The sequence below is a fragment of the Clostridium rectalis genome, from assembly GCF_900626095.1.
GTDB lineage: Bacteria > Bacillota > Clostridia > Clostridiales > Clostridiaceae > Clostridium_AS > Clostridium_AS rectalis.
In genome coordinates this window covers 64487-76906 of sequence record NZ_UYZZ01000006.1, presented here as the reverse complement: position 1 = coordinate 76906, position 12420 = coordinate 64487, and the positions used below count along the sequence as shown (strand labels likewise).

Annotated in this window: 13 protein-coding genes; all 13 read right to left on the bottom strand. The window is 32.0% G+C overall.

The features are described 5' to 3' along the window. Nucleotides 1-7 precede the first annotated feature (7 nt). Nucleotides 8-673, bottom strand: coding sequence for a tetratricopeptide repeat protein (locus EJL03_RS10685; RefSeq protein ID WP_243108706.1), 666 nt, complete (start codon nucleotides 671-673; stop codon nucleotides 8-10). Nucleotides 674-689: 16 nt separating this feature from the next. Then, entirely contained in the window at nucleotides 690-1598 is a 909-nt protein-coding gene (gene citG / locus EJL03_RS10680) for a triphosphoribosyl-dephospho-CoA synthase CitG (RefSeq protein WP_125153966.1), read from the bottom strand. A 14-nt stretch (nucleotides 1599-1612) separates the two neighbouring features. Then, nucleotides 1613-2125: a citrate lyase holo-[acyl-carrier protein] synthase gene (gene citX / locus EJL03_RS10675; protein ID WP_164509066.1), complete on the bottom strand. Its 513-nt coding sequence runs from the start codon at nucleotides 2123-2125 to the stop codon at nucleotides 1613-1615. Nucleotides 2126-2127: 2 nt separating this feature from the next. Continuing rightward, the gene (gene citC, locus EJL03_RS10670; RefSeq protein ID WP_125153964.1) at nucleotides 2128-3171 is read right to left on the bottom strand and encodes a [citrate (pro-3S)-lyase] ligase; all 1044 of its coding nucleotides are present in this window, start codon (nucleotides 3169-3171) and stop codon (nucleotides 2128-2130) included. A gap of 148 nt (nucleotides 3172-3319) precedes the next feature. Then, complete coding sequence (gene citF, locus EJL03_RS10665; RefSeq protein ID WP_125153963.1) at nucleotides 3320-4861, bottom strand: citrate lyase subunit alpha; 1542 nt, start codon at nucleotides 4859-4861, stop codon at nucleotides 3320-3322. Between the two features lie 48 nt (nucleotides 4862-4909). After that, on the bottom strand, nucleotides 4910-5785 hold the full coding sequence (locus EJL03_RS10660) for an HpcH/HpaI aldolase/citrate lyase family protein (protein ID WP_125153962.1): 876 nt from the start codon (nucleotides 5783-5785) through the stop codon (nucleotides 4910-4912). A 47-nt stretch (nucleotides 5786-5832) separates the two neighbouring features. Beyond that, nucleotides 5833-6096, bottom strand: a complete 264-nt coding sequence (gene citD, locus EJL03_RS10655) for a citrate lyase acyl carrier protein (protein ID WP_125153961.1) — start codon at nucleotides 6094-6096, stop codon at nucleotides 5833-5835. 78 nt (nucleotides 6097-6174) lie between these two features. After that, the gene (locus EJL03_RS10650) at nucleotides 6175-6732 is read right to left on the bottom strand and encodes a Fe-S-containing hydro-lyase (protein ID WP_125153960.1); all 558 of its coding nucleotides are present in this window, start codon (nucleotides 6730-6732) and stop codon (nucleotides 6175-6177) included. A 13-nt stretch (nucleotides 6733-6745) separates the two neighbouring features. Continuing rightward, nucleotides 6746-7588 carry a fumarate hydratase gene (locus EJL03_RS10645; protein WP_125153959.1) on the bottom strand — a complete coding sequence of 281 codons (843 nt, stop codon included), beginning with the start codon at nucleotides 7586-7588 and terminating at the stop codon, nucleotides 6746-6748. A 141-nt stretch (nucleotides 7589-7729) separates the two neighbouring features. Next, nucleotides 7730-8971: a methylaspartate ammonia-lyase gene (locus tag EJL03_RS10640; RefSeq protein ID WP_125153958.1), complete on the bottom strand. Its 1242-nt coding sequence runs from the start codon at nucleotides 8969-8971 to the stop codon at nucleotides 7730-7732. Nucleotides 8972-9086: 115 nt separating this feature from the next. Continuing rightward, nucleotides 9087-10544 (bottom strand): methylaspartate mutase subunit E, encoded by a 1458-nt coding sequence (locus tag EJL03_RS10635; RefSeq protein WP_125153957.1) that lies wholly within the window; start codon nucleotides 10542-10544, stop codon nucleotides 9087-9089. A gap of 15 nt (nucleotides 10545-10559) precedes the next feature. After that, on the bottom strand, nucleotides 10560-11948 hold the full coding sequence (gene glmL / locus EJL03_RS10630) for a methylaspartate mutase accessory protein GlmL (RefSeq protein WP_125153956.1): 1389 nt from the start codon (nucleotides 11946-11948) through the stop codon (nucleotides 10560-10562). A 45-nt stretch (nucleotides 11949-11993) separates the two neighbouring features. After that, on the bottom strand, nucleotides 11994-12407 hold the full coding sequence (gene glmS, locus EJL03_RS10625) for a methylaspartate mutase subunit S (RefSeq protein ID WP_125153955.1): 414 nt from the start codon (nucleotides 12405-12407) through the stop codon (nucleotides 11994-11996). Between the last annotated feature and the right edge of the window lie 13 nt (nucleotides 12408-12420).

The following is a 12420-nucleotide window of genomic DNA, read 5'->3' as shown; positions in this document are numbered from 1 at the left end:
TTTAGGTTCAGTTTTTTATTAGTTCTTGAAAGGCCTTATTCTGTCTAATAGGATCGAAATCTTTCTCTTTTTTCGCCTCTTCCTTTACAGTTTTATCCATGTTTATAGCTGTTTTTAAATATTTTACAGCATTCACAGCATCCCCTCTTCTTCCATATATGCTTGCTTTACCATAATAACTCCATATATAATTTTCGATTTCTAAATTTTTATCATACCATTTTAATGCTTCATCAAACTTCTCATATAATTCATAAGCCAAAGCTTTATTAAACCTAGCATACCCATAATCAGGCTTTATACTTAAAGATTTATCAATATTTTTCATACCTTCATCAAAATCTCCATTAAAGCACATAGCTATTCCTTTAATGTTATAACCTTTATAAAAATTATTATCTATTTTTATACTCTCTTGTGCATACTTTATAGCTTCATTATACTTATTGTCAAAAAAAGCTTTATAAGCTTTGCTATATATGTCATCCAACTTCTTAATTTTTTTATCTTCTATATTATCTTTTTTATCTTCTTCCACACTTTTCATAGAAGTATTGGGTAAATTATATTTATTTTTATTATTAATTTCATTTCTAAGTATACTATATATACCAATTACACTTAAACATATAAAAATAATAACCTTTGTTTTAACAGGAAGTTTTTTAAACATAAATCCCTCCATAATTTTAATTTAATGTTTCCATATACTCTTCTACCAAATAAAAAAATACAGTAATTGCTAATAAGTCTGCACTTCCACCAGGGCTTATTTTCCTTAAACTAAATTCCTTATCAAAATTATTAATTTCATTTCGTCCTTTTTTAGTTCTAACTCCACCTATACTTAAAATATTTTTAGATTTTTCTTGCATTTCATTTAAGGTTTTAACAGAATGTTTATGCAAAATATTGGAATCCTCTGAATGCTGCATAATACCTAAAAGTGTTTGTACTAATCTATCGTTTTGTTTTAAGTCATTATTTTCTTTATAAAAATTTAAAGCAAAATCAAAAATTATAGGCAGACCCTTTTCAACCTCTCCTCTTATTCCTTCTATACCATAAAGCAAATATAATTTTTCTCCATAGGATAGCTTTATTTCTTTACACATTTCCTCCAAAGAATTAAATGTATTTAATTTATCTTTTAAAATGCATAACTCTTTTTCAACTAATCCCTCACACATGTCTTTTATTATACTTTTGATGTGTTTAAAGTCTTTTTTATCATGTATAGCTTTTGCTGTTGCAATACATACCACTCCCATTAAAAACAACATTCCTTTATGGGTATTAACTCCATTAGTCTTTTTAAACATACGGTTTTCTGCATCAATTCCTAAGCTTCGAGCATCCTTTAAAATTTCTTTAGGTGTTTTATTAGAAAAACCCTTTTCACAGCATAAAGTTAAATATTTTAATAAAGAACAAGTGCTATCAATAAAAGTATAATGATCCATATCATTATGAGCACCCATAGAAACTATAGACACAAGTCCTGGAGATGGATTGCATGCTACTTCGTATAACATAGATTGTACTGCAAAACTACTTATATCAAAGGCAATATCTGATATTTCATATAATTTTTTCATAAAATCTCTCCAAACTATTTATTATTTTTTAAGTACTCATTATATTTACTTTCTACAAATTTAGTGACTTCTTTAAAACTATGTTTCCTAGATCTAACACAATTTTGAGCATAATCTGCACATATAAAACATTTTCTTGAAGGTAATCTTAAATCTCTTCTACTTATTCCATTACCATCAGTATCATATACATCTATGTCAACACATCTACCTAATATGTGTTTTTCTTCTACATCTACAGTTTTATTTTTTATTTCCTCGGCAATATCTTTTATAAACATTGTCAAAACAGGTCCTTCTGCTGTATATTCAAAATTCTCATAGACAATATTTTCTTGAAATCTATTTTTTATTTCCTGATGAATTATTTTCCCTATAGCTTCAGTTGTACAGTTATTTTTATTTACTCCTGGATAATTAACCCTCATAGAAATCATAGGGACATTATACTTATTTCTTAATTCATCTTGAAAAAATACTCGTTTTTCTCTGGCTATTAATATGTCTTCTGGTGTAATCTCTTTCATAATTAGTGTGGAGAATTGCTTAATTTTATTTTCTCCATTATCTCCTTTCCATTCTCTGTATTTAAAAACTTCCATGTAACTTCTGGTACTATATTTTTAACTTCATTTATATTATTTTCTTTTATTAATTCTCTAACCTGAGAAGCACTTATAAAATTTCCTTGGAACTCTTTTCTCTTAATTTCTATAAGTTCCATATCATATTCAGGTAGTACTTCCTTTAATGTTTCATTATAAGTCTTTGTAACTTTACAATAAGGTTCTTCTCCAACAAACCTTTTCTTTATATTGAATTTTTCACCAAAGTATTTACCAAAAATCCCTGCATCAATTTCCGCATACGCTTTTAATCTAACATCTTCTTGCCTAATAAAATATGTGGGGAAAGTTGCTGAAGAAATTATATACTCTCCTCCAGGTATAACTTTTACATTTCTTAAATCTTTTGTTCCCTCCAAAACTAATTTATATCTTTCTTCAAATGGAAACAATGATTTGTCCTCTTGTACAATAAATACCAATACTTCTTCACATTGTTTTGAAGCCTTTTCTATAAGATATCTATGACCTTGTGTGAAAGGATTACAATTCATAACCAATGCCCCTTTTTCACACTTATCATTAATATTATATTTTTTAACCATATCATTCAATGATTTATTTATGTCATATATTCCATATTCTAAAAATACAGCTTTTTCTGCTTCGTATATAGGTTTAAAATTCAATGAAGTAAACACCTTTATTTTATCAGGTTTAGTAAAAACAAAACTATGGTACATTCCCTCCTCAAAAAGTTTATCCACTAATGCAGATATTAAGGTTGATGTAACATTTTCCCCTCTTAACTCATCAGAAATAGCAAAACATTTAAATATGTTTTTAGCTTTAGAGCAAGTTGCCTTTATTTCACCCTGATTTTCTATAATTAAGGTATAATCAACATCATCATCTAATTTTAAATCAAAATTTTCTAAAAACTTATGTACTCTTAGTTTTTCTTCTTCTCTTTTTAAATTTACTGTCTTAACCTGTAAACCATACATAATATAACACCTACTTTTTATTATTATCTACAATTTTTATCAAATATTATTATAACCTACTTAAATACATTTAACAAAACAATAATTTAATTGTTTTGTTACTATAAAAATATGGACTGTATAAATTACAGTCCATATCTTTTGTGTATTATTCTAATGGTTTTTTAACTACATCTATAATAGTACCATCTCTGTATTCAATTACAGCAACTATTTCGTCTGATGTTCTTATTGGTTCTGGTTTTCCAGTCATTTTTTCAGCAATTTCTTTCAATTCATTTATAGTCATAACTGGAAGATTTGTTTCCTTTAGTTTCTCGATTAAATCTGTTCTTCTCGGATTTACAGCAATACCTCTTTCAGTTACTAAAACATCTATGCTTTCTCCAGGTGTAGTAACTGTAGTTACCGTATCCTTTATTATAGGGAGTCTTGCTTTTACAAGATTAGTAACTATTATAGCAAGTTTAGATCCTGCTGCAGTATCACTATGTCCACCAGATCCACCCATAATTACTCCATCTGAACCAGTTGTAACATTAACATTAAAGTTAGTGTCTATTTCTGTTGCACCTAATATCATAACGTCAAGATTATTAACAACTGATCCTTTATTATGTGGGTTACCATACATTGATGATGACATTGGCATATGAGCTCCATTTTTCTTGTATGATTCAATAGCCTTTAAGTCAAAGCACTGTACATCAAATATACTTCTGAATAACCCTTCTTCAAACATATCTACAATATAACCAGTAACTCCACCTGCTGCGAAACTTCCCACTACTTCTTTTTTCTTCATTATTTCTTTTAGTTCTGCTGCAACAGCTAGTGATGTTCCACCAGCTCCAGTCTGAAATGAAATTCCATCCTTTACTAGTCCTGAAGCATTTATAACTTCAGCTGCCATTTTAGCTATTTTTAATCCTACAGGATCTTTAGTTATTTTTGTTGTACCAGAAACAATACCTGCTGGATTACCTATAGAATCAACCTTTAAAACATAATCTATGTGTATCTGACTAATGTCTATTGGTGATGCTGGATATGGTACTAAGTTATCTGTAACAGCAACAACTTTATCACCATATTCAGCATCTGGAACCGCGTAACCTAAAGTACCACATGCAGATGGACCCTGAACTCCATTTAAATTACCATATGTATCTGCTGTTGGAGCAGCTACAAAAGCTACATCTATGTGTAAATCTCCACTTTCAATTGCTCTTGGTCTTCCACCATGAGTCATCATTACTGCTGGTTTCTTTAAATAACCTTTTGAAATTGCTTCAGCAACAGGACCTGACATATAGTTTGCATATACTCCTGTAACTATACCCTTTTTCATATATTCAACAAGTGGTTCATGAATTGGGAATATTGAACTTGCAGCTATTGTAATGTCTTTTATTCCTCTTTTAGCTATAGCTTCCATAACCATGTTAAGTACATAATCACCATTTCTTAAATGATGGTGAAAGGATATTGTCATTCCATCTTTTATTTCTACTTTATCTAAAGCTTCTTCTATGCTATTTAAAACTTTATTTTCACCTGGTACTACACTTTTTACTTTAACTGCTTTTATTTCAGCAGCTCCACAATTTGCAAAAGCACCTTCAAATGGCTTTACTTTACCATAACCTTCTATAACTTCTGGTAGTTCTCTGCCAAGCACGTTTTTCATGTTAATCCCTCGCTTTATAATTTATATTCCAATTTTAATATATTGAGATTATCTTAAAAGACCTAATCTCTTAGCTAATTCTACTGTTGAAATTGCTCTGTTGATTACAGGAGCATCTATCATTTTTCCATCTAAAGAAAATACTCCAAGTCCCTTTGCGAAAGCCTCATCCCTTGCTTCAAGAACTCTTACAGCATGCTTAATTTCAGCTTCAGTTGGATTATAAACTGAATGAATTGTATCGATTTGTCTTGGATTTATTGAAGCTTTCCCAGTAAATCCTAAAGATTTGGCTTTTTCAGTATCAATTTTTAAACCTTCATAATCATTTGTATCAGTAAAAGGTGTGTCTATAGCATCAATTTTTGCTGCTCTACAAGCTGCTGCAAATCTACATCTTGCATAGTAAATTTCATTACTTTCTTTTGTTCTCTTTATTCCAAAATCAGAAGTTAAATCTTCTGCTCCAAGAAGTAATCCAACTAATCTCTTAGTTGAAGTAGCAACATCATAAACTGTTTCTAAACCATAAGCTGTTTCAATAAGTCCAAATAAGTTTATGCTTCCTTTTTCAAATCCTTCTTCTTCTTCTACTCTAGTAACTATTTCATCAGCTTCCTGTAACTGTTCTTTTGTTGCCTTTGGTACTAAAATAGTATCTGGTTTTACTCTAGCCATTCTTTCTAAATCTTTGTGACCAAATTCAGTATCTAATGGATTTATTCTTACTACTAATTCAACTTTTGAATAATCTAAAGTTTTTATAGCACCACTAACTAACTCTCTAGCAGCATCTTTTTCTGTTAAACTAACAGCATCCTCTAAATCAAGTATTACAGCATCTGCTCCAAGTATTGGTGCATTCTGAAGCATTCCTGGGTTATTACCAGGCATAAATAACATAGTTCTTCTTAATGTTTTCATGGATAATTTCACCTCAATTTTACATTTTAGATAAATATTATTACTTATTACTGTGCTCTCATTACAGCAGTTTCTAATCTTGCTTTTAATGTATAGTCAAGAGCTCCTTTATCTTGAGCTTGAATTTTTACTCCATCAAGTCCTAATTCCTTAGCTTTTTCAACTAATACTTTATGGATTTGTTCTCCGAATTGCTTCATAACAATGCTTTCAATTTCAACTTCTACGCCAGCTTTATCACTAGGCATAACCATTATTAAAACATCATTTGATTCTAAAGTTCCAGCCTTAGCTACCTTATTTATTTTCATTTCTTTTTCCCTTCCCTTCTAAAACCAATAATTGAAAACTGAAGATATATAATCCTCAGCTTCAATTATAGATTTAAATTACTTTAAGCTATCAAGATAGTTTTTCTGTCCTATTTCATAAAGATTATTTCCTTCACTATCTATAACAACAACTACTGGTAAATCTTCAACTTCTAATCTTCTTAAAGCTTCTGCTCCTAAATCTTCATAGCATACGATTTCTGCTTTTTTAACTGCTCTACCCATTAAAGCAGCAGCACCACCTATAGCTGCAAAATAAACACCAGTATTTTTCTTTATAGCCTCAATAACTTCTTTTGATCTTAATCCTTTTCCAATCATTCCTTTTAATCCTACATCCAAAAGTCTTGGAGCATAAGGATCCATTCTATAACTAGTTGTTGGTCCTGCTGAGCCAATTGGCTGACCTGGCTTTGCAGGTGTTGGTCCCACATAGTATATAATCTGATCTTTAACATCTATAGGAAGTTTTTCTCCCTTATCTAGTAAATCAACTAATCTTTTATGTCCAGCATCTCTGGAAGTATATATAACTCCTGATATAAGTACTGAGTCTCCAGCTTTTAAGTCCTTAACTTTTTCTGCTGTTAATGGAGTAGTTATTCTCTTTTCCATTATTAGCACCCCCCTAAAATTCTACACTCTTATGTCTTGTTACATGGCAGTTTATATTTACTGCTACTGGAAGTCCTGCTATATGAGTTGCATAAGTTTCTATATTAACAGCTATTGCTGTTGTAAGTCCTCCAAATCCTTGAGGTCCTATTCCTAAAGAATTTATTGTTTCCAATAATTCTTTTTCAAGATCAGCATAAAACGGATTTGAATTTCTTTCATCTAGTGGTCTCATTAAAGCTTTTTTAGCTAAATTACAAGATCTATCAAAAGTTCCACCTATACCTACACCTACAACTATTGGTGGGCAAGGATTTGGACCTGCTTCTTTTACAACCTTAATTATAAAATCTTTAACACCTTTAAGCCCATCAGCAGGTTTTAACATTTTTTGTTGGCTCATATTTTCTGAACCAAATCCTTTAGGTGCTACAGTTATTTTCAATTTATCTCCTGAAACTATATCATAATATATAACTGCTGGAGTATTATCCTTTGTATTTACTCTTTCTATTGGATCATTGACAACTGATTTTCTTAAATATCCGTCAATATAACCTTGTCTTACTCCTTCGTTGATTGCATCTTCAAGATTTCCACCTACAACGTGTACATCTTGACCAATTTCAACAAACACGCATGCCATTCCTGTATCCTGACAAGCTGGTCTATCCTCTTTGTCTGATATATCAACATTCAGTAATATTTTTTCAATGATCCCCTTAGCCATTGGCCAATTTTCTTTATCTTTATACTCCTCAAGCTTTGCTTTTACATCTGCAGGAAGTCTATAATTTGCCTCTATACATAGCTCTCTTACAGCTTTTGTTATATCTGAAATCTGTACTTCTTTCATATACATTTCTTTATTAAATAAGTAATCCTCTAATTACTTGTTTAATAAATGCCTCCTTTCAAAATATAATAAATTAGAATCTAATAGTGGAAAAGGCAGTTTAAAAGTAAACCGCCTTTCCAATGCCTTAGTTGTATTTAATTACTTTCTTCTATTAACAAGAGCTAATACTCTGTTCATTTCATTTTTAACGATCATCATTCCTTCGTCAACACCCATACCTGGTTTAGCAAGAACCTGTCTAGCTCCGCAAGCCATGCCTATGTTAGTTGTAACTTCAGCTGATCTGTTAGTTTCGTTACAAGTTCCTCCACAGTAAGCTCCCATTCCATTTGCTTTACAGTACATTATAGCATCTGCTATATTGTTAACTCCACCAAGGTCAGGAGTCTTTATCTGAACCATGTGTCCAGCTTTGTTGTCAGTGAAGAATTTAACATCATCAACTGTGTTACACCATTCATCAGCAACTAATTCTGCGTTTACTCCTCTTTTATCTAATTCTGCTCTTAAGTCTCTCATAGCTTCCATCTGTTTCTGTCTATCTTCAACGTCCATTGGTCCTTCGATTCTTAAGTGGAATGGATTAGCAGCTTCTGCTAAAGTCTGAATGTAATCAGCCATAGCCTTGATATTAACATCAAAAGCAGCTCCGATTGTTCCATATACATCAATGTGGAATATTGGCGCATAGTCTTCTCTTACTCTTAATTTGATTATTCTATCTCTTAACCATTTAACATATTCAAGAAGTTTTTCACCTTTATTACCTAATTTTTCTGAAACGTTGTTGATTAAAGCATGTGGTAATACATCAGCTTCTTTAATAATCATTTTATCAACGTTATCATATCTATTATCACCTGACTGAGCAAATACAGGTACAGCATTGATTTCTGCTCCCTTATTGTATTCATCTCTAATTACTTCAGCCATAGTTACTTTTCTAGTTTTAGCTACTGCATCAAGTATAGCCTGAGTTATACCGTATCTAATAGCAGTGTGTAATCTTTTACCGTTTACAGTCATTCCGTCAAATTCTTCAGCTAATGCTTTGAATTCAGTTAATTCTCTTCCAATTAGCTTTGGTGCTATTTCTTTTTCTATAACAGGTATGAAATCTTTAGCTAAGAATAATGGATCTCTTCCGCCTGCTCCTGAGTATTGAACTGCTGCACAATCTCCATGAGCAACCTGACCATCTTCAAGTATTAGCATAACTGATATTGATTCACCTTTTTGTCTTACCTGATTGAATCCTTCTGTAACAGTTTCACCTGTATATGTAAATCCATCATGTCCTGCTCCCTTTTTTATTGCTCTCTGGTCATCAAAGTAGAATCCAGTTAATCCTGGTGTACAAAGTACGTCAACAATTTTCATAAATATTCACCTGTCCTTTTTAAATTTAATTTATTTTCATATATTTTTATCCACATTTGTTGCTATCAGAATACTGTTAACAACAAATGTGGTAAATAACAATTTATTAAATTAATTATTTAACTTCAGGTCTTCCGATAAGTCTACCCTTACCTACTGCGAAGATGTCATCGATAACCATCTGGAATGATATATCTCTTCCTTCGAATTTTCCTCTTTCTTGAAGTCTTTCCCTATTAAATGTTTTTAATTCTTCGCTTAGAGGAACATTTCCTAATTCTAAGTATCTTACACAACCTAAGTTATCTCTTACTGGTAACATCTTACCTGCATTATACTTACTTGGTGCAAATGGTATATCCATAACACCAGTTTCAAATGCTTTAACAGTACCAACTGCTAAATCACCTTTTCCTAATTCAAACATTTTGTCAAGTATACATTTAGTTTCAGCTTTTATTACAGCTATTTCAGTTTCTAATTCTTTTGACATTGGCATTCTCTGTCCTTCTAACATGTTTAATGCCATCTTTGTAGCCTTTATACCACAAGCATTAGCTTCTTTTGTTGGTATACCAATAGCCTCGTGTGGAGTCTTAACTATAACTTTAGTTGCTCCAGCTAAAGATGCAATAGTTGTAGCAGTAACTATAACTCCAAATGCTTTTGATTCATCCTGTGGGAATCCACCCATCCACTGATGGAATACTGTAGTTATAAATACATCATTATATCCATAAGCTTTTAAATATTCATTAGTTTGTTCTTCTAATGATCTTAAAGCAGCTATATCCTGAATCATGTTACCACATTCACCATATCCAACAGTTATGTTTTTAACACCCTGTTCTGCTGCAAGTAAAGCTTCTGTTATAGCAACAGCATTTGACATTGATGGTGGTACAAGTGTTCCTGTTAAAGGTCCAAATGGCTCTCTATTAATGTGAACTCCTTGTTCTTCATAGAATCCAACAAGTCTGTCACAGTACTGCCAATCTAAAAGTGTTTTTTCTAAAGTAACAGATTTAGCATAAGGAACATTATAAGAAATTCCGCCACCTTCATTTGAAGTATATCCACCTGCATGAGTTATTTCAGCAAGTAATCTTCCATCTGGTGTACCGTGTCTAGCCTGTAATGGTAGGTTTACAGCATTGTAAACTTTTCTACATCCCTGAACACCATGGTTAACTCCTGGGAAACCGTTTAATAATGATCTTCCAGCTTTTAAACTTTCCTGAATACCAATTTCACATTCTTCGTATCTATTTTGTCTTGTATATGAATCTATTGTTGAAGGTAGTAAATCTGCTCCTCCTTCATTTTGTAAGAAAGTTAATAATTCAATATGTTCATCAAGTAATGCAACACCTGCTCTTGGCTGTGCTAAAGTCTTACCTGCTTTTTTAGCCGCAACTAATTTATCTGCGAAATTCTTTTCTGCTGGTATTTTCTTTAAGAAATCTACAGCTTCCTTTAAATCTACTTCCTTACCTGTTGGCCACTGATTTAATACTTCTTCTCTTATTTTAAAAAACTCTTCATCTGTCCATTTTTTATTTTTAAGTTCCAATGAAATTCCCTCCTATCAAACTTTAACCAAATATTTTTTCATTATTCTAACCGCTTCATCAGGTAGATCTTCTGCTAAAAGACCCATTGCTGACAATATATATGATTTATCTAAGTAGAACTCTGGATGCTGTGGTTTTAGATGCGTAGGATCTTCTTTATTAAATGCTCCTGCTTTTAATATTTCCCCAGGATTTTTACTGTGTACTAATACACCACCGGTTCCTATTAAACATTTAACATCTAATAGATCTTTTCCTACTTGGCTATAAACAACTCCCATTGGGGTATACATGCTTTCTATGACACCTACATGTCTTTCCATAGCCATGTCAGTTGCCACTTTAGCCATAGCCTCATCAAACTTAATTTCTTCATCTGTTTTAGGTACCATCTTTATGTTATCAGCTCTGTATTTACAAGATGCTTCTACATCTACAGATTTATCCTGCAAATATCCTTGAAGCTTTCTTGTTCCAGATGCTTCCCATAAAGATATAGCTGAGTATCTCATTCCAAGATCACCTTCAACTGTTCTTTTTGCAAAAGGCTCTTGAAGTCCTCTTAATGTAACCCCTGGTTTAGATGGTTCTCCGTCTGCAATAGAATGTATATCTGTAGTTGCCCCACCGATATCAACTACTACTAAATCTCCAATACCATCTTCCTTATCAGTTCCTTCTGACAATACTCTAGCCGCTTTTAATACCGCCGCTGGAGTAGGCATAAGAATTCCACTGATAAAACTTTCAGCATCTTTCATTCCTTTTGCTTCTACTATTCTTTTCATAAATATCTGTCTTATTTCTTCTCTTGCAGGTTCTACGTTTAACATATTCAATTTTGGCATTACATTCTCAGTAACTCTATAAAATATACCAGCTTCATCAAATATATCTGATACAGAATCACTAGCTACTTTATTTCCTGCTACGACTACAGGAAGTTTAACACCATGATCTGCAAGCATTTTAGCATTGTGTATCATACATTCTTTGTTTCCGCCATCTGTACCGCCTGCTAAAAGTATTATATCTAAATTTGAATTCTTTATTTCCTCAATTTCTTTAGTTGTTAAATCATAACTGTATACATTTAACACCCTAGCACCTGCACCAAGTGCGGCTCTCTTAGCGGCTTCCGCTGTAAGTTCTGGCACAAGCCCTATAGCAATCATTTTTAATCCGCCAGCAGCTGAAGAACATGCTAATTTTTTAATAAAGTTTACATCCTTGTCTTTCAACTGTTCTGTAAGTTTTTCATAAGCTTTATTAAAACCTATCATTATATCTTCCTCTACAGTTGTAATATCCTTTGCTGTTGCTAATATTTCTTCATTTTCTATATCTACTGCTGTAAGTTTTGTATAGGTGCTTCCAAAATCTAAAAGTAAATAAGCATCCACCCTAATCAACTCCTAATTCATGGAAATTAATTACTTTTCCAATTATTATTTTACTCCTAAAACTTCCTTCATATCTTCAATTGTAACTTCAGGAGCAGTTCCTGGTGGGTATACTCTATCAAATCCCATTGCTTTAAATCTCTGTTCAACATCTGGCCAGTTCTGTTTACCAACAACGATGTTTCCACCAACAAATAATTTTATTCCTTTAAGTCCTGCTTCATCACATTTTTCTCTTAATCCTCTACAGTCAATTTCTCCCTGTCCATAAAGTGAAGAAACACATATAAGTTCTGCTTTAGTTTCTATAGCTGCATTTATAAAATCTTCCTGTGATGATAGAACTCCTATGTTGATAACATTGAAGCCTGCATTTGTAAATGCATGGTCTAGTATTTTATTTCCTACTGCATGACAATCTGCGCCAATAACTCCAAGCACTATAGTCTTTTTCTCCATTTTTCAAAACCTC

Bases quoted from the DNA above. Each gene is read 5' to 3' on its own strand.
- EJL03_RS10685 (WP_243108706.1), bottom strand. From the start codon at position 673: ATGTTTAAAAAACTTCCTGTTAAAACAAAGGTTATTATTTTTATATGT.
- citG (WP_125153966.1), bottom strand. From the start codon at position 1,598: ATGAAAAAATTATATGAAATATCAGATATTGCCTTTGATATAAGTAGT.
- citX (WP_164509066.1), bottom strand. From the start codon at position 2,125: ATGAAAGAGATTACACCAGAAGACATATTAATAGCCAGAGAAAAACGA.
- citC (WP_125153964.1), bottom strand. From the start codon at position 3,171: ATGTATGGTTTACAGGTTAAGACAGTAAATTTAAAAAGAGAAGAAGAA.
- citF (WP_125153963.1), bottom strand. From the start codon at position 4,861: ATGAAAAACGTGCTTGGCAGAGAACTACCAGAAGTTATAGAAGGTTAT.
- EJL03_RS10660 (WP_125153962.1), bottom strand. From the start codon at position 5,785: ATGAAAACATTAAGAAGAACTATGTTATTTATGCCTGGTAATAACCCA.
- citD (WP_125153961.1), bottom strand. From the start codon at position 6,096: ATGAAAATAAATAAGGTAGCTAAGGCTGGAACTTTAGAATCAAATGAT.
- EJL03_RS10650 (WP_125153960.1), bottom strand. From the start codon at position 6,732: ATGGAAAAGAGAATAACTACTCCATTAACAGCAGAAAAAGTTAAGGAC.
- EJL03_RS10645 (WP_125153959.1), bottom strand. From the start codon at position 7,588: ATGAAAGAAGTACAGATTTCAGATATAACAAAAGCTGTAAGAGAGCTA.
- EJL03_RS10640 (WP_125153958.1), bottom strand. From the start codon at position 8,971: ATGAAAATTGTTGACGTACTTTGTACACCAGGATTAACTGGATTCTAC.
- glmS (WP_125153955.1), bottom strand. From the start codon at position 12,407: ATGGAGAAAAAGACTATAGTGCTTGGAGTTATTGGCGCAGATTGTCAT.